We start from the raw sequence: 17,106 nt of genomic DNA, 5'->3' as shown, positions 1-17,106 counted from the left end.
TTCCTGGTGCTCTCAGTCGTCTTCGCCGTCGCCGAAGTCGGGGCGCACGCCCCGGGCGGCCATGACCTCGTCGTTCGAGGTGCCCGCCGCGACCATCGGCCAGACCTGGGCGTCCTCGTGGACGATGAAGTCGATCACGACGGGGCGGTCGTTGATGGCGTTGGCCTCCTCGATGACCTTGTCGAGGTCGGCCGGGTCCTCACAGCGGATCGCGTAACAGCCCATCGCCTCGGACAGCTTGACGAAGTCCGGGACGCGGGTGCCCGCGCTCGGCTGCTTGCCGTCGGCGCCGGGGCCGGAGTGCAGGACCGTGTTGGAGTAGCGCTGGTTGTAGAACAGCGTCTGCCACTGGCGGACCATCCCCAGGGCGCCGTTGTTGATGATGGCGACCTTGATCGGGATGTTGTTCAGGGCGCAGGTGGTCAGCTCCTGATTGGTCATCTGGAAGCAGCCGTCGCCGTCGATGGCCCAGACGGTCTTGTCGGGCTCACCGGCCTTGGCGCCCATCGCGGCCGGGACGGCGTAGCCCATCGTTCCCGCGCCGCCGGAGTTGAGCCAGGTCGCGGGCCGCTCGTACTGGATGAAGTGCGCGGCCCACATCTGGTGCTGGCCGACACCCGCGGCGAAGACCGTGCCCTCGGGCGCCAGTTGGCCGATGCGCTCGATGACCTGCTGCGGCGCGAGCTGGCCGTTGTCGGGGTGGTCGTAGCCGAGCGGGTACGTGTCGCGCCAGCGGTTCAGGTCGGCCCACCAGGCGGTGTAGTCGCCGGTGTGGCCCGCGGTGTGCTCGGCCTGGATGGCCTGGACGAGGTCGGCGATGACCTCGCGGGCGTCGCCGACGATCGGCACGTCGGCGGCGCGGTTCTTGCCGATCTCGGCCGGGTCGATGTCGGCGTGCACGATCTTCGCGAACGGGGCGAAGCTGTCCAGCTTGCCGGTGACGCGGTCGTCGAAGCGGGCGCCGAGGGCGACGATCAGGTCGGCCTTCTGCAGCGCGGTGACGGCGGTGACCGCACCGTGCATGCCCGGCATGCCCACGTGCAGCGGGTGGCTGTCGGGGAACGCGCCGAGCGCCATCAGGGTGGTGGTGACGGGCGCGCCGGTGAGCTCGGCGAGGACCTTCAGCTCGGCGGTGGCGCCGGCCTTGATGACGCCGCCGCCGACGTACAGGACGGGGCGCTTCGCGGCGGTGATGAGCTTCGCCGCCTCGCGGATCTGCTTGGCGTGCGGCTTGGTCACCGGGCGGTAGCCGGGCAGCTCCTGCTGCGGCGGCCAGGAGAACGTGGTCCGCGCCTGCAGCGCGTCCTTGGCGATGTCGACGAGGACGGGGCCCGGGCGGCCCGTGGAGGCGATGTGGAAGGCCTCCGCGATGGTGCGCGGGATGTCCTCGGCCTTGGTGACCAGGAAGTTGTGCTTGGTGATCGGCATGGTGATGCCGACGATGTCCGCCTCCTGGAAGGCGTCCGTGCCGATGGCCTTGGAGGAGACCTGGCCGGTGATGGCGACGAGCGGCACCGAGTCCATGTGGGCGTCCGCGATGGGCGTGACCAGGTTGGTGGCACCGGGGCCCGAGGTGGCCATGCAGACGCCGACCCTGCCGGTGGCCTGGGCGTAACCGGTGGCCGCGTGGCCCGCGCCCTGCTCGTGGCGGACCAGGATGTGACGGACGCGCGTGGAGTCCATCATCGGGTCGTACGCCGGGAGGATCGCGCCTCCGGGAATGCCGAATACGGTGTCGGCCCCGACTTCCTCGAGCGAACGGATCAGGGACTGCGCACCCGTGACGTGCTCGACGGGCGCGGACTGCTGCTGTCCAGAGGATCGGGGCCGCGGCTGCGGATGGCTGGCCCCGGTGGCCTGCTCGGTCATCGGCATTCTCTTCTCGAAGCTGAGGGATTTCGCTGAGGTCCCGCTTGAAACGTTCGGCGGGGATTTAGCGGGGTTTTTGCCTGGGTTTGGCAGTGCTGATGCAACAAAAAACCCCTCGTGCCGTGGGGCAAGCGAGGGGAGCGCGCCGGGTGCGGTCGCTGGGTTCCTCCGGTATCGGGACCGGGCTCACCAGCTTCAGCCGACGCGCTTTCCAAGTACGAGAATTCGGGTGCGCATGGCACTGACCCTCCCCCCGGCGCGCCACCACTGTCAAGTAGGTGGGACGGGCGTCTCAGCATGTGAGCGGCCGAACGGGGTGGCCCCGGCCACCGTCCCGGACACATAGGCCGCGCTCGCGCCGCCGAAGGCGTCCGGGGGCGCCACGGCGGGACCGCCCACGCACACCGGCTCCACCGGGCCGCGCGGCACCGGGTACTCCCCCATCGCGAGCGCCCGGCGCAGCCGGTACTCGTCGAGCGGGCCGGAGAACGCCATGCCCTGCCCGTGCGTGCAGCCCATCGCGCGCAGCGCCACGACCTGCTCGGGGTGGTCCACGCCGTCGGCGACCGAGTCGAGGCCGAGGTCGGTGGCGATGCGCAGGAGACCGGCCGTGATCTTGTGCAGGCGCGCGGACTCCACGACGCCCTCGACGAGCCCGCGGTCCAGCTTCAGGACGTCGACGGGGAGCCGCCGCAGCGCCGTGATCGCCGCGCAGCCGCTGCCGAAGCCGTCGAGCGCGACCCGGACGCCGAGCCGCCGCAGGGAGGTGAGGCGGCGCTCGAGCTCGTCGAGGGAGACCCGCGGGTCGCTGTCCGCGAGCTCGATGACGAGCGCGCCGGACGGCAGCCCGTGCCGGGTGAGCAGGGCTTCGAGGGAGCCCAGCGGCAGGGAGCGGTCGACCAGGCGGCGCGCGCCGATCCGTACGGAGACGGGCATCGCGTGCCCGGCGAGAGCGCGGTCCGCGGCCTGCTCGACGGCCTCCTGGAGCAGCCAGCGGCCCAGCTCGGCGGTGCGGTCGCCGTCCTCGGCGGTGCGCAGGAACTCGGCGGGCGTGAACATGATGCCCTGGGCCGAGCGCCACCGCGCCTGGGCGGCGACCGAGGTGATCCGGCCACTGTCGAGGGCCACGACGGGCTGGTGCAGGAGCGTGAACTCGCCCTCGTGCAGGGCGCTGCGCAGCCGGGTGGCGAGCTCGGCCTTGCGGGCGACGTCGGCCTGCATCTGGGGCGCGTACAGCTCCACGCGGCCCTTGCCCGCCGCCTTCGCGCGGTACATCGCGAGGTCGGCGTTGCGCAGCAGCTCGCCCGCGCCGACGCCCGGCTCGGCGAAGGCGACGCCGATGGACGCGGCCACCCGGACATCGTTGCCGTCGATGTCGTACGGCTGGGAGAGTCTGAGCCGCAGCCGGTCGGCCAGCTCCATGATGTGCTTCTCGCGCGCGGCCTGGTCGCGGGTGCCGTCGCCGACGATGAGGGCGGCGAACTCGTCGCCGCCGAGGCGCGAGGCGGTGTCCGACGAGCGGACGGCCTCCTGGAGGCGCTGGGCGGCCATCACGAGGAGTTCGTCGCCCGCCTGGTGGCCGATGGTGTCGTTGACGGCCTTGAAGCCGTCGAGGTCGATGAAGAGGACGGCCGTGCCCCGGTCGGTGACTCTGCGACCGCCGAGCGCTTGCGCGACTCGGCGGGTGAAGAGTGCCCGGTTGGGCAGGTCGGTGAGCGGATCGTGCTCGGCGTTGTGCTGCAACTGCGCCTGGAGGCGCACCCGTTCGGTCACGTCCCGGCTGTTGAAGATGAGACCGCCGTGGTGGCGGTTGACGGTGGACTCCACATTGAGCCATTCACCGCTGCCGGACTTGAAGCGGCACTCGATCCGCGTCGTGGGCTCCTCCACGGGGTTGGCGGCGAGGAAGCGGCGCACCTCGTGGACCACGCGGCCGAGGTCCTCCGGGTGCATGAGCGTGGCCAGCTCGGAGCCGACGAGGTCGTCCGCCTCGCGGCCGTAGACCCCGGCGGCGGCAGGGCTGACGTACCGCAGGATGCCGCTCGGGGCGGCGATCATGATGACGTCGCTGGAACCCTGCACCAGGGAGCGGAAGTGGTTCTCCTTCTGGGCCAGTTCCTGGGTGAGCGTGATGTTGTCGAGCAGCATGATGCCCTGCCGCACGACGAGCGCGAGGACGACGGTGCCCGCGGTGAAGAGCACGACCTCGTCGACGCTGCGGCCGTTCAGGACGTTGTAGAGGATCCCGAGCGTGCAGACGGCGGCGGCCAGGTACGGCGTGAGGGCGGCGAGCGAGCCGGCGATGGGCCGGGTCGTCGCGTACCGCACGGCGTCGCCCCGCTCGTGGTCGCGCGGATCACGCCCGTCCCGCACGTCCCGTACGTCACGCGGATCCCGCGCGGTGTGCACGTCCCGCACGTCCCGTACGTCGTGGGGGTCACGGGCGCCTCGTACGTCGCGCACGCTCGCGGCGCGCGGCCTGTCGTACGGGCGGTGCCCCAGGCGCGTGGGGTCCGTGTCGGCGCGTCCCTGCCGGGGCGTCGCCCACGGGGCGTAGGCGAGGAGCAGGGAACCGGCGAACCAGCCCGCGTCGAGCAGCTGGCCGGAGCGGTAGCTGGCGTGCAGCAGCGGCGAGGTGAACAGGGCGTCGCACATCACGGTGAGCGCGAGGGCCCCGATCGCGGTGTTCACGGCGGTGCGGTTCGCCGATGAGCGCCTGAAGTGCAGCGCCAGGACCATGCTGACGAGGGCGATGTCCAGGAGCGGGTACGCGAGCGACAGCGCGGCGTGCGCGACGCCCGGGCCTTCGAACTGCGCGGTGTGCGCGAGGGCGAGGCTCCAGGAGAGCGTGAGCAGCGAGCCGCCGATGAGCCAGGCGTCGAGCCCGAGGCACACCCAGCCGGCCTTGGTGACCGGGCGCTTGGCGAGCACGAGCAGGCCGATGATCGCGGGCGGCGCGAAGCACAGGAAGAACAGGTCCGCGAAGCCGCGCTCGGGCACACGCTGCCCCAGGACGACCTCGTGCCATCCCCACACCGCGTTTCCGCAGGCCGCCATCGCGGAGGAGAGCGCGAACAGCAGCCACGCGGGTCGAAAGCGGCTGCGCCGGGTGCGGGAGTAGAAGAAGCAGGAGACCGCGGCGGCCGCGGCGGCGGCGCTGAGGCCGAAGTCGCCCATGATGAGCGCGAGCCGGGTGGAGCCCCAGCCGAGGGCGGACCCGGTGGCATAGCCGCCGCAGATCAGCAGCAGGAAGACCTGCGAGAGCAGGCCCGTGCCGCCGCTCGGTGCCGGGCGCCGCGCCATGGGCGCTCCCGGCGAGGGCAAGGGGGCGCCGAGCCCGCCGTCGAGGACGGACGCGGAGGCCGTCTGCCCGCTCATCGGGCCGCCCCGCTCCGTGCGCCGGTGCCACGGCCACGGGCGGCGCGCCCACGCACCGCGCGGTCCGTCGCGCCCGGGGGCGGGAAGTCTTCCGGCGCGACCGGGTGCGGGGGGCGCTTCGTCGCACCACGGGCCCCACCCGTCACGGGGCCATAGCATCCCGGTCCCGTCGACGGGACAGTGGGGGGACACTTGCCCCGGGGCCGTCCCCCAGGGGGCGCGGGGTCCCTGCGACGGCGGTCGCTCGTCCGCCCTGACGGCTGCCATGCGCCGACCTCCGACCGCTGCGGACGGCCCCGTGCGGCGCGGTGCGGATGCCGGTGCCGCCGGGCGCAGTGCCGACGCCCGCGGGCCGGTGTGCGCGAGATTCGCGGGCGGTGGTCCCGCCGCTTCGGATCGTTCGCCCATAGGCCGTGCATCGCCCGTCGCCCCCCTCGCAGTCTCGGTACTCGATCCCCGGCGCCGAACGGTGCACGGCGCAGCCCCTGTCGGGACGATACACCAGCCTCGTCACTCAGGGACAGGTCTGCTCTACGCTGCGTGACTACGCCCGTCAATATGGACACGCGGCGCACACGAGTGAGTGCGGAGCGTGCAGAGAAGGCGCAACGCCGGTTCCAGCCGGTCACGGTGCGCCGGATATCGACCGTTCCTGACCGACTTGTGAAGCCGCCGCAGGCCGGAGGGCCGGGCTCCGAAGCCCTGAATATTGGGATTGCGACGGGTTACGACACCCTTGGGCTCACGAGGTCATCGGGGTCACGGCGTCGTCAGAACGACGTTGGACAGCGGCTCCCCGGTGACGTACCGCCGCAGCTGGGCGGTCAACAGGCGCCGGGCGCGCGGCAGGAACGCGGACGACGAGCCCCCCACGTGCGGGCTGATAAGGACACCGGGACTCCCCCACAACGGGTGACCCGCGGGCAGCGGCTCCGGGTCCGTGACGTCCAGGGCCGCGGTGAGACGGCCGCTCTCCAGCTCGGGGACCAGCGCCTTGGTGTCGACCACCGGGCCGCGGGCCACGTTCACGAGCAGCGCGCCGTCCTTCATGCGCGCCAGGAAATCGGCGTCCACCAGACCGCGGGTGGTCTCCGTGAGGGGCGTGGACAGCACCACCACGTCCGCTTCGGGAAGCAGTCGGGGCAGTTGGCCGAGCGAGTGCACCACACCGCGCGCCGTGGTGCGCTCGGTGCGCGCGACGCGCGCCACCCGCGCGCACTCAAAGGGCGCGAGCCGGTCCTCGATCGCGGCGCCGATCGATCCGTACCCCACGATGAGAACGGACTTGTCGGCGAGCGCCGGATAGAACCCCGAGCGCCACTCCTGCACCCGCTGTCCCTCCACGAACCGCGGAACGCCCCGCAAGGAGGCGAGGATCAGCGTCAGCGCCAACTCGGCGGTGCTGGCCTCGTGCACACCGCGCGCGTTGCACAGCTGGACACCGGGCGGGAGGAACTTCAGGCCCGGCTCCAGGGCGTCGATGCCCGCCGTCAGCGTCTGCACGACCCGCAGGGACGTCATGGCGGCCATCGGGGGCACCACCACGTCGGTGCTCTTCATGTACGGCACCACGTAGAACGCGCAGTGGGCCGGATCGGCGGGGTAGTCCGGGCCGCCGTCCCAGTAGCGGTAGGCCAGACCGGCGTCGGACGCGGCGGGCAGACCCTCGACGTCGGTCTCTTCGAACGGCAGCCATACGTCAGTTGTCATGGTCAGGAGGCTAATGCGAACAGGGCGCACGCCGTGTGCCGGGAGGCAGAGGTTACGTTTGGTGCCGCCCGGACGAAAGATCACGGACGGTCGGGGGATCGCGGGACGGCGGGAGGGTTCGACCAGGTGGAGCGCAGGACGATCGGCGCGGGGGCGCTCGGGGTGGGCGCCGTCGGACTCGGCTGCATGCCGATGAGCTGGGCGTACTCCGGTTCGCGTCAGCGCGGTGACGCCTCGATGCGGACCGTGCACGCGGCGCTCGACCAGGGCACGACGCTCCTCGACACGGCGGACATGTACGGCCCGTTCACCAACGAACTGCTCGTCGGCCGGGTGCTCAGGGAACGGCGCGCCGAGGCCTTCGTGTCGACCAAGTGCGGGCTCCTCGTGGGCGACCAGCACGTCGTCGCCAACGGCCGCCCCGGCTATGTGAAGCGCGCCTGCGACGCGTCGCTGCGGCGGCTCCAGACCGACACCATCGACCTCTACCAGCTGCACCGCGCCGACCCGGAGGTACCGATCGAGGAGACCTGGGGCGCGATGGCCGACCTGGTCACCGCCGGGAAGGTGCGGGCGCTCGGCCTGTGCGCGGTCGGAGCGCGGGCGCGGCGGCGGTCCGGCGGCGGGATGCACGACCTCACGATCCGCCAGCTCGAACGGGTCCAGCAGGTCTTCCCCGTGACGGCGGTGGAGGCCGAGCTCTCGGTGTGGTCGCCCGAGGCCCTCGACGCGCTGCTCCCCTGGTGCGCGGCGCGGGGCGTCGGCTTCCTGGCCGCGATGCCGCTGGGCAACGGCTTCCTCACAGGCACGCTGACGCCGGGGCAGGGCTTCGAGCCGGACGACCTGCGCGCCCGGCATCCGCGCTTCACCGCCGAGATGATGGCCGCCAACCAGCCGCTGGTGGTGGGCCTGCGCCGGGTCGCGGCGCGCCACGGCGCGACGCCCGCGCAGGTGGCCCTGGCGTGGGTGCTCGCGCAGGGCGCCCAGGTGGTCCCGATCCCCGGCGCGAAGCGGGACCGCTGGGCCCGCGAGAACGCGGGGGCGGCGCGGCTCCGGCTCTCGCCGAAGGACTTGGCCACCCTCGCGGCCCTGCCCGCCGCACAGGGGTCGTGGGACTGAGGCTGGTTCCCGGTTGATCGGCCTTCGGCCTCGTCCTCAATCGCCGGACAGGCTGAATGGTGCCGCTGCGGTCCGCGGACGAGATCCGGCGCGCACCGGAGACATCCAGCCCGTCCGGCGTTTGAGGACGAGGCGCGGAGCGCCGACAAACGGGGGTCCAAGGGGGCGGAGCCCCCTTGATCGGGAAGGGGCGGGCCTGGGGCGCACCGCGAGGGCTCGGGAACCTGTGGGGGTCGGGCGGTGTATGAACAGGAGAAGCGCCGTACCGAAGGGATCCCCGCCGTGCTGAGTCCTCAACGTTTCGCCGTGACAGCCACCTTGGCCACCACCCTCCTCCTGGCCACCGGATGCTCGTCGGACGACGCCGACCCCGCGGACGGCGGCAAACGCACCGGGTCCGGCACCTCGGGCCCCACCGGCTCCGCGCCGGACGACGGCGCCACGCCACCCCCGGAGAAGGGCTCGGCCAAGGTCACCAAGACCCTGGCCACGGGCCTGAAGTCACCGTGGGGGCTCGCCGCGCTCCCGGGCGGCGACCTGCTCGTCTCGTCCCGGGACGAGGGCACGATCACCCACGTCGACGGCGCCACCGGCAAGAAGACCGAGGTCGGCACGGTGCCCGGGGTGGCCCCCGGCGGCGAGGGCGGCCTGATGGGCCTCGCCCTCTCCCCGACCTACGCCACGGACCACTTCGTGTACGCGTACTTCACGACGGCTTCCGACAACCGCGTGGCCCGCATGCTCTACGACGAGGCGAAGCCCGCGGACCAGCGCCTCGGCGCTCCCGACACGATCTTCAAGGGCATCCCCAAGGGCTCGATCCACAACGGCGGCCGGATCGCCTTCGGCCCGGACAAGCTGCTGTACGTGGGCACGGGAGAGACCGGCGACACCGGCCTCGCCCAGGACAAGAAGTCCCTCGGCGGCAAGATCCTCCGGCTGACCCCGGACGGCGAGCCGGCCCCGGGCAACCCCTTCGAGAACTCCCCGGTGTATTCGTACGGCCACCGGAACGTCCAGGGTCTCGCCTGGGACGAGCAGAAGCGCCTGTGGGCCTCGGAGTTCGGCCAGGACACCTGGGACGAGCTGAACGAGATCAAGGCGGGAGACAACTACGGCTGGCCCGAGGTTGAGGGCAAGGACGAAGCGGACGCCAAGGAGGAGGGCTTCCACGACCCGGTGGCCCAGTGGAAGACGTCCGAGGCCTCACCGAGCGGTGTCGCCTATGCGGAGGGCTCGGTCTGGATGGCGGGCCTGCGCGGCCAGCGGCTGTGGCGGGTCCCGGTGCGCGGGGCGGGCGGGGAGCCGGGGACGGAGGCGTTCCTCACCGAGGAGCACGGCAGACTGCGCACGGTCCTCGCGGCGGGCGGCGACAAGCTGTGGCTGGTGACAAGCGAGACGGATTCGCGCGGCACCCCGGAGAAGGGGGACGACAAGATCCTGGAGGTGGAGGTGAAGTAGCGCACGCTCGGGCGGAGCCGGAGCCGGGCTCAACCGGCAGGCGGCGCCTCCTCCGAGCGGGGCCCGGATCCGGAGGCAGAAGCGGAAGCGGACCCGGGGGCGGGCGCAGGTTCGGCGGAGGCCGGGCCCGGTGTGGGGTGGGTGTCTTCCGCTCCCTGTGTCGGGAGCCGGACGACCACCTTGCCGGAGGACAGGTCTATGGGCCCCTTGCCGGGGTCCCCGTCGTCCACGTCGACGCGCGTCAGCTCAAGGCGCTTCTTCTCGTCGTCGGTGTGCTTGCGCCCGGGCGCGAAGAGCTGCTCGAACACGTTGAACACAGTGCCTCCCGAAGGCTGACGACGGTCCTGTTCCCCAGGGTAAGCGAGTGCCCGGGAAGCGGGCCGGGGCCTGGCGGGCCCCGGTCACCCGGCGACCAGGGACTCCTCGTCCGCGGTGAAGAGGCCGAGCCGGTGCGCGAGGGCCGCCGCCTCGCCGCGGCCCGCGACGCCCAGCTTGGCGAGGATGTTGGAGACGTGGACGCTCGCCGTCTTCGGGGAGATGAACAGCTCCTCGGCGATCTGGCGGTTGCTGCGGCCCGCGGCGACCAGGCGGAGCACGGCGCGTTCGCGGGTGGTCAGGCCGAGCTCCTCGGCGGGGTCGGCCGGGGCGGAGGACATCGATCCGGTCAGCGGGAGGCGGGCCCGCTGGGCGAGCTGGGTGACGGCCTCGACGAGGGGGCGGGCGCTCAGGTGCTCGCCCACCGCGGCCGCCTGCCGCAGCAGCTCGGCGGCCCGGTCCCGGTCGGTGCCGCCCGGGGCCCCGGGCGAGAGCAGCGCCTCCGCGAGGCGGTGCCGGACGCGCGCGAGGTCGTAGGGCCGCTCCAGGGGGGAGATGGCGGTGAGGACCTCAAGCCAGTCGTCGGAGGTCGCGTGGCCCTCGGCGCGCAGGAGTTCGGCGCGGACCCAGCGTTCGTACGCCTGCCAGACGGGCACGCGGGTGGCCAGGGACTTCGCGGTGGTGCGGATCAGGTGCAGGGATTCGTCGCGGCCCGGTGCGGCGATCGCGAGGCCGCGGGCCTCGGCCTCGGCGGTGGCGGCGGCGAGGACCAGCGGCCAGCCGTACCGCTGGGTGCCGGGCGGGAGCCCGTCGCCGACGGTCCGGCGGAATTCGGCGCGGGCGTCGAGGATGCGGCCCTCGCCCGCGGCGATCCCGAGGGCGATGCGGGCCAGCGGAAGGGTGTTCTGGGGTATGGAGTCGTGTGTGCCGAAGTGCCGCCAGGCCTCGGCGTGGTGGCGGGCGGCCTCGGCCATGTCGCCGCGGGCGAGCGCGAAGTAGGCGAGGCGCACCCCGGCGCCGCCGCGCGGCTTGGCGCTCAGGACGGCGCGGCTCGCGGAGTCGACGGCGTCGTCCCAGCGGCCGAGGGAGTACAGGGACTCGGAGCGGTTGGCCCACATCCAGGCCTCGGACTCGCGCAGGCCGTACCGCTGGGCGAGCTTGATGCCCTCGTCGAGGAGGTCGAGGGACTCGCGGTGGCGGCCGATGCCTTCGAGCACGGAGGGCAGGTTGATGTAGCAGCGGCAGAGCACGGTGACGACCTCGTCGGCGGTGACCCGGTCCCGGACCGCGTACATCTCGGCGAGCCCGGCGTCGATGTCGCCGGTGTCGACGACCAGGCCGCCCAGGGTGAGCCGGGCGTTCAGCTCGATCTCGGAGGCGCCGACCATGCGGGCGTACTCGACGGCCTGCTCGGCGGCGACGAGGCTCTCCGGGCCCGGCTGGTGCAGCATCTGCCAGCCCGCGACCATGGTGAAAACCTCGGCGTGCACCTCCGACGGAGCGTGGCCGCGCACCAGGTCCTGCGCGGTGGCCAGCTCCTTCCAGCCGTCGCCGCGGGCGAGGCTCTGCACAAGGCGGGAGCGCTGCACCCAGAACCAGGCGGAGCGCAGCGCGTCCTGCTCGTCCTCCAGGTGGCGCAGGGCACGCTTGGTGATCTTCAGGGCGCGTTCGCGCTCGCCGCACAGCCGGCCCGCGACGGCCGCCTCGGCCATCAGGTCCAGATAGCGCAGCGGGGTGCTGGCGGGGTCGCAGCCGCAGGGCGGGTAGACCTCGGTGTAGTCGACGGGGCGCAGCAGGGCGCGCACGTCATCGGGGGCCGCGTCCCACAGCTCCATCGCGCGCTCCAGGAGCCGCAGTTGCTCGGCGTAGGCGTGCCGGCTGCGGGCCACGACGGACGCGTTGAGGACGGCGGGCAGCGCCTTCGCGGCGTCGTGGGCGTGGTACCAGTAGCTGGCGAGGCGGGCGGCGCGCTGGTCGGCGGGGACCAGGGCGGGGTCGGCCTCCAGGACGGTGGCGAAGCGGCGGTTGATGCGGGAGCGCTCGCCGGGCAGCAGGTCGTCGCCGACGGCTTCGCGCACCAGGGAGTGCCGGAAGCGGTAGCCGTCGCCGCCGGGCGAGGCGAGGAGGATGTTGGCGCCGACGGCGGCCCGCAGCGCGTCGATCAGGTCGTCCTCACTGAGGTCGGCGACCGCGGCGAGCAGGTCGTACTCGACGGTCGAGCCGCCCTCGGCGACGATCCGCGCCACCTTCTGGGCGTCGTCGGGCAGGTCCTCGACGCGGACGAGGAGCAGGTCGCGCAGCGAGTCGGTGAGGGCGGCGCAGTTGCCGCCGTGCGAGGCGACGGCGAGTTCCTCGACGAAGAAGGCGTTGCCGTCGGAGCGCTCGAAGACGTCGTCGACCAGCTTCGGGGCGGGCTCGGCGGCGAGGATGCCGGCCATCTGGTGGGCCACTTCGTCCCGGCTGAAGCGGGCGAGTTCGACGCGGCGGACCGTGCGCAGGCGGTCCAGCTCGGCGAGCAGGGGGCGCAGCGGGTGGCGGCGGTGGATGTCGTCGGCGCGGTAGCTGGCGAGGACGACGAGACGGCCGCTGCGCAGCGTGCGGAAGAGGTACGAGAGCAGGTGGCGGGTGGAGGCGTCCGCCCAGTGCAGGTCCTCCAGGACCATGACGACGGTGCGGTCGGCGGCCATGCGCTCCAGGAGGCGGGCGGTGAGCTCGAAGAGCCGGCCCATGGCCTCCTCGCCGGCCCTGCCGCCGGTGGACTGCGGGCGCCGGGCTCCCTCGCACAACTCCGGGAGCAGTCGCGCCAGTTCCTCCTCCTGACCGGCCGCGGCCGCCGCGAACTCGGCAGGCAGCTGCTCGCGCAGGGCGCGCAGGGCGGCGGAGAAGGGGGCGAAGGGCAGACCGTCGGCGCCGATCTCCACACAGCCGCCGACCACCACGAGGGCGCCCGCGGCGAGCGCCGCGGCCTCGAACTCCTCGATGAGGCGCGTCTTGCCGACACCGGCCTCGCCGCCGAGCAGCAAGGCCTGCGGTTCACCCGCGGCGGGCTCGACGGCGCGGGCGAGCGCGTCGTTCAGTACGCGCAGTTCGTCGGCTCGGCCGACGAAGACGGGGCTGACGGACCTGGTCTCCACAGCGGTGAGCATCGCACAGAGCTGCGGTTTTGTGGGAGTGGGTTTCGCTGTGCGCGACATGGGAGGGGCCGGGGCCGCGGTCAGGCGGCGCGGCTGTAGCGGTCGGCGCGGTGGGTGGTGGGCCGGGTGCGCTCGGCGGTCAGGCGGGCCTCGGCCGCTTCCCGGCCGAGTGCCCTGCGCGTCTTCGCGGCCTTGAGCGCCTCCCGTACGAGGCCGTGGTGGGCGGCCTGGGCGGCGAGCTCGGCGGTGCGGAACTGGTGGAGTTCGTAGTCGAACATTTTCGTGTCCCCCTGGGTGGTGGTGTCTCGCTCTCTGCGATGACTCCACTTTCGTTTCCCAGGGGGGTCCGGCACATCGGGAAGGTTCCGCATCTTCCAGCGGGCTGGGGGCCTTAGGTGTGAGGGGGGTGCCTTATCCCCGATCCCGGCCGGGGCCTAACTCGTCGAAGGCAAGCCCAGCAGCAGGTCCGTGTACTTGGCCACGGCCAAGGCCAGGCCGATGGCTCCCAGGGCCACGCCCGCCCAGGCCACCGACTTGATCCAGGGGGCCTGGACGCGGTCGGGGGCGCCGAAGGCGGGGCGCAGCAGGACGACCACGCCGACGACCAGGGCCGCGAGGGCGAACGCGCCCGCCACCAGGGCCGTCGTCTTCCAGGAGTCTCCGTAGACCGCCTGGACCTGGCGGCCCACGCTCGCGCCCTGCGAGGTGTTGAGCTGGCCGATCAGGGACTCGCGGGCCGAGGCGACGGTGCCGAGCCAGCCTCCGGAGAGGCCGATCAGGCCGAGCGCGGCGGCGACGACGGCGGCCGCGCCCTGAGCGACGCCCTGCGGCTCGGCGGCGGGGACGGCGTCCTCGGCGAGTTCGTCCGGATCGGAGAGGTCCTCGGGCTCCTCCGTCACCGCCTCGGCAGGGGCCTTGGACAGCTCCGGCGTCTGAGGTACCTCCTTAGGCGCCTCGGCCGTCTCGGCCGTCTCGGCCGTCTCGGCCGTCTCGTCGATGCTCTTCGTTCCCATGCTCCGCACCGTACGGACGGAGTCTGAGAGGCCCCTTAACGCGCGGCGCGGGCCGCCCGCCACTCGGGCGCGAGCACCGACCAGACCTCCATGTCGTGGCGGATGCCCTGCCAGGGGAAGCTCTCCCGCAGCACCCCGTCGCGGACCAGGCCGAGCCGCTTGGCCACGGCCTTGCTGGGATCGTTGAGGGAGGAGACGAGCCACTCCACGCGGTGCATGCCGCGCTGGTCGACGGCCCAGTCGATGAGGACGCGGGCGGCGGCGGTGACGAGGCCGCGGCCGGTGGCGGAGGGCTGGAGCCAGACGCCGACCTCGCAGGAGTCGGTCTCGATGTCGAAGACCCGGAAGAACACGCCGCCGACGAGGGTGCCGTCCAGCCAGACGCCGTAGAGGCGGCCGGTGTCCGCGGCCTGCTTGTCGGCGTACCGCTGGAGGACCTGACGGGCGGAGTCCAGATCCGTGACCTTGACGGTCATCGGCACCCAGGGGCCGGCGAACTCCCGGGCGCGGTCGATGTGTTCCAGGAACTCCTCGGCGTTCCAAGGCTCCAGGGGCCGCAGTTCGGCCCCCTCCCCCACGGGTATCGCGAACATCCGGCTCTCCCTCGGCGACTGCGCGGCTAGCGCTTCTCCAACTGTGCGTACGCGACCTCGTCGCGCTCGCGGTGTCCGGGGATCTTCGCATGTGCCCGGCGCTCGGGCACCTCGATACTGATCCGCGGCAGCCAGCGGTCCAGGCTGCGCGGCAGCCACCAGTTGGCGCCGCCGAGCATGTGCATGAGGGCGGGCACGAGCAGGGTGCGCAGGACGAACGCGTCGAGGGCGACGGCCGCCGCGAGGGCGATGCCGAACATCGCGATCACCCGGTCCCCGCTGAGCACGAAGGCGAGGAACACCGAGATCATGATGACGGCCGCGGAGTTGATGACACGGCTGGTCTCGGCGAGGCCGACGCGGACGGCCACGCGGTTGTCGCCGGTCTCCAGCCACTCCTCGTACATCCTGCTGACCAGGAAGACCTGGTAGTCCATGGAGAGGCCGAAGAGGACCGAGACCATGATGACGGGCAGGAAGGGCTCGATGGGGCCCGCGCGTCCCAGGCCCATCAGCTCGCTGCCCCAGCCCCACTGGAAGACCGCGACCACGACGCCGAAGGCGGCCGCGACCGCCGCGACGTTCATGACGGCGGCCTTCAGCGGTATGCCGACCGAGCGGAAGGCGAGGAGCAGCAGCACACAGCCGAGGCCGATGACGACGCCCACGAAGAGCGGCAGCTTGCCGACGATGATCTCCGCGAAGTCGTCGTAGCCCGCCGTGACCCCGCCGACGTGGAGGTCGAGCGAGGTGCCGCTCTCGGCGCGCGGCAGGACGTCGCCGCGGAGCCGGTCGACGAGGTCGCTGGTGGCCTTCGACTGGGGCGCGGAGTCCGGTACGACGGTGAGGAAGGCCGCGTCGCTGCCGTCGGAGTAGGTCACGGGGCTCACGGAGGCGACGCCCGGGGTGGACTCGAGGGTCGCGCCGAGGTTGTCGAGGGCGAGCCGGTCGGGGGCGCCGCGGACGTCCGTGACGAGGGTGAGCGGGCCGTTCACGCCGGGCCCGAAGCCGTCCGCGAGCAGGTCGTAGGCCTGGCGCGTGGTGGCCGTGGCGGGGTTGTTGCCCTGGTCGGAGGTGCCGAGGCGGAGCGAGAGCGTCGGCACGGCGAGTACCGCTATCACCACCACCGCGAGGGCGCCGAGCAGCTTCGGGTGCCGCTCCACGAAGGCGGACCAGCGGGCGGCGAGCCCGGTGGGGACCTCCGGCTCGGGCCCACGCTCGGCGAGCCGGCGCCGCTCACGGCGGCTGAGCGCGCGTGGCCCCAGGAACGACAGGAGGGCGGGCAGCAGCGTCACGGACGCGGCGACGGTGAGGACGACGGTCAGGGAGGCGGCGATGGCGACGCCGTTGAGGAAGCTCAGGCGCAGGATCAGCATGCCGAGCAGCGCGATGCAGACGGTGGCGCCCGCGAAGACGACGGCCCGGCCGGTGGTGGCGACGGCCCGCTCGGCGGCCTCGGCGACCGGCAGGCCGCGTTTGAGGCCCTTGCGGTGGCGCGTGACGATGAACAGCGCGTAGTCGATGCCGACGCCGAGCCCGATCAGGGTGCCGAGCATCGGCGCGAAGTCGGCGACCGTCATGACGTGGCCGAGCAGCACTATGCCCGCGTACGCCGTGCCGACGGAGACGACGGCCGTGGCGATGGGCAGGAGCGAGGCGGCCAGCGAGCCGAAGGCCAGGAACAGCACGACGGCGGCGACGGCCACGCCGACGATCTCGGCGGTCTTGGCGCTCTTGGTCTCCGTGAGGCCGACGGCGCCGCCGCCGAGGGCCACGTCCAGGCCCTTGGTCTCGGCGGCCTCGGCCGTCTGCACGACGGCGCGCGCCTCGCCGGGGGCGATGGAGTCCAGCTGGTCACGGAAGGTGACCGTGGCGTACGCGGTGCGGCCGTTCTCGCTGATCTGGGCGGCGCCGCGCTCGGTGTACGGGCTGGTGACGGAGGCCACGCCGGGAAGCTCGGCGATCTCGTCGAGCGTCTCGGTCATCGTCTGCTCGACCGCGGCGGAGCGCACGGACTGGTCCCCGCCGGTGTGCCAGACGACGGTGTTGCCGTCGCCGCCGAGGGTCGGGAAGGCGTCCTTGAGGAGTCGGCTCGCGCGGTCGGACTCGGTGCCGGGGACCTCGTAGTTGTTCGAGTACGCCGATCCGACGGCGGCGGCAGCGGCCGCGGTGGAGCCGAGTGCGAGGAGCCAGAGCAGTACGGCGACGAGGCGGTGCTTGACGCACCACCGGGCGAGTGCTGCCACGAACTGGCTCCCTGAGTGACTCGTGAATCCTCGTCGGGGCAGCCGGGAAGCATCGCAATTGACCCGAAAAGAACACGCCTACTGCTTGATGTACTACTTGATCGGCATGGACAGGTAAAGATCATGTGGCCGCTTGTGCGACGAGATGACCGAGATGGGCCATGCGGAGCCACTCTGACAGCCGCCGGAGATCCTTAGTCCGTTTCGTGTCCAGCCTCACAACAGCTCGGGCAGCTCCATCCGGGCACACGGAGCCACCGATGCCACG

Annotated in this window: 11 protein-coding genes; 2 read left to right on the top strand and 9 right to left on the bottom strand. The window is 72.7% G+C overall.

Annotation, left to right across the window (positions count from 1 at the left end; genetic code table 11):
* Positions 1-12: 12 nt before the first annotated feature.
* From CP982_RS29370 to CP982_RS29355, 3 genes are all read right to left on the bottom strand, one after another.
* On the bottom strand, positions 13-1,875 hold the full coding sequence (locus tag CP982_RS29370; RefSeq protein ID WP_150513229.1) for an acetolactate synthase large subunit: 1,863 nt from the start codon (positions 1,873-1,875) through the stop codon (positions 13-15).
* Positions 1,876-2,139: 264 nt separating this feature from the next.
* On the bottom strand, positions 2,140-5,247 hold the full coding sequence (locus tag CP982_RS29360; protein ID WP_150513227.1) for a putative bifunctional diguanylate cyclase/phosphodiesterase: 3,108 nt from the start codon (positions 5,245-5,247) through the stop codon (positions 2,140-2,142).
* A 759-nt stretch (positions 5,248-6,006) separates the two neighbouring features.
* Positions 6,007-6,957: a 2-hydroxyacid dehydrogenase gene (locus CP982_RS29355; RefSeq protein WP_150513226.1), complete on the bottom strand. Its 951-nt coding sequence runs from the start codon at positions 6,955-6,957 to the stop codon at positions 6,007-6,009.
* A 126-nt stretch (positions 6,958-7,083) separates the two neighbouring features.
* On the opposite strand from CP982_RS29355, the gene CP982_RS29350 reads away from it, so the two are divergent.
* Together CP982_RS29350 and CP982_RS29345 are read left to right on the top strand one after the other, a co-directional pair.
* Positions 7,084-8,076 carry an aldo/keto reductase gene (locus CP982_RS29350; protein ID WP_150513225.1) on the top strand — a complete coding sequence of 331 codons (993 nt, stop codon included), beginning with the start codon at positions 7,084-7,086 and terminating at the stop codon, positions 8,074-8,076.
* Between the two features lie 306 nt (positions 8,077-8,382).
* Complete coding sequence (locus CP982_RS29345) at positions 8,383-9,537, top strand: PQQ-dependent sugar dehydrogenase (protein ID WP_150513224.1); 1,155 nt, start codon at positions 8,383-8,385, stop codon at positions 9,535-9,537.
* A 29-nt stretch (positions 9,538-9,566) separates the two neighbouring features.
* Here CP982_RS29345 and CP982_RS29340 read toward each other — a convergent pair whose 3' ends face one another.
* From CP982_RS29340 to CP982_RS29315, 6 genes are all read right to left on the bottom strand, one after another.
* Positions 9,567-9,854 carry a DUF6191 domain-containing protein gene (locus CP982_RS29340; protein ID WP_150513223.1) on the bottom strand — a complete coding sequence of 96 codons (288 nt, stop codon included), beginning with the start codon at positions 9,852-9,854 and terminating at the stop codon, positions 9,567-9,569.
* 84 nt (positions 9,855-9,938) lie between these two features.
* Positions 9,939-13,046: a helix-turn-helix transcriptional regulator gene (locus CP982_RS29335; protein ID WP_372503432.1), complete on the bottom strand. Its 3,108-nt coding sequence runs from the start codon at positions 13,044-13,046 to the stop codon at positions 9,939-9,941.
* A gap of 20 nt (positions 13,047-13,066) precedes the next feature.
* Positions 13,067-13,264, bottom strand: a complete 198-nt coding sequence (locus CP982_RS29330) for a hypothetical protein (protein WP_150513221.1) — start codon at positions 13,262-13,264, stop codon at positions 13,067-13,069.
* A gap of 156 nt (positions 13,265-13,420) precedes the next feature.
* Positions 13,421-13,999, bottom strand: a complete 579-nt coding sequence (locus tag CP982_RS29325) for a hypothetical protein (RefSeq protein WP_150513220.1) — start codon at positions 13,997-13,999, stop codon at positions 13,421-13,423.
* A 35-nt stretch (positions 14,000-14,034) separates the two neighbouring features.
* The gene (locus CP982_RS29320) at positions 14,035-14,592 is read right to left on the bottom strand and encodes a GNAT family N-acetyltransferase (protein ID WP_150513219.1); all 558 of its coding nucleotides are present in this window, start codon (positions 14,590-14,592) and stop codon (positions 14,035-14,037) included.
* Positions 14,593-14,618: 26 nt separating this feature from the next.
* Positions 14,619-16,838: an MMPL family transporter gene (locus CP982_RS29315; RefSeq protein WP_150513218.1), complete on the bottom strand. Its 2,220-nt coding sequence runs from the start codon at positions 16,836-16,838 to the stop codon at positions 14,619-14,621.
* Positions 16,839-17,106: the final 268 nt, after the last annotated feature.

It is taken from the genome of Streptomyces spectabilis (assembly GCF_008704795.1).
Taxonomy (GTDB): Bacteria; Actinomycetota; Actinomycetes; order Streptomycetales; family Streptomycetaceae; genus Streptomyces; species Streptomyces spectabilis.
The sequence above is the reverse complement of the archived record's forward strand: the minus strand, read 5'-3'. Positions and strand labels throughout refer to the sequence as shown.

Coding starts and splice junctions, on each gene's coding strand:
- CP982_RS29370 (WP_150513229.1), bottom strand. CDS start 1,875: ATGCCGATGACCGAGCAGGCCACCGGGGCCAGCCATCCGCAGCCGCGG.
- CP982_RS29360 (WP_150513227.1), bottom strand. CDS start 5,247: ATGAGCGGGCAGACGGCCTCCGCGTCCGTCCTCGACGGCGGGCTCGGC.
- CP982_RS29355 (WP_150513226.1), bottom strand. CDS start 6,957: ATGACAACTGACGTATGGCTGCCGTTCGAAGAGACCGACGTCGAGGGT.
- CP982_RS29335 (WP_372503432.1), bottom strand. CDS start 13,046: ATGTCGCGCACAGCGAAACCCACTCCCACAAAACCGCAGCTCTGTGCG.
- CP982_RS29330 (WP_150513221.1), bottom strand. CDS start 13,264: ATGTTCGACTACGAACTCCACCAGTTCCGCACCGCCGAGCTCGCCGCC.
- CP982_RS29325 (WP_150513220.1), bottom strand. CDS start 13,999: ATGGGAACGAAGAGCATCGACGAGACGGCCGAGACGGCCGAGACGGCC.
- CP982_RS29320 (WP_150513219.1), bottom strand. CDS start 14,592: ATGTTCGCGATACCCGTGGGGGAGGGGGCCGAACTGCGGCCCCTGGAG.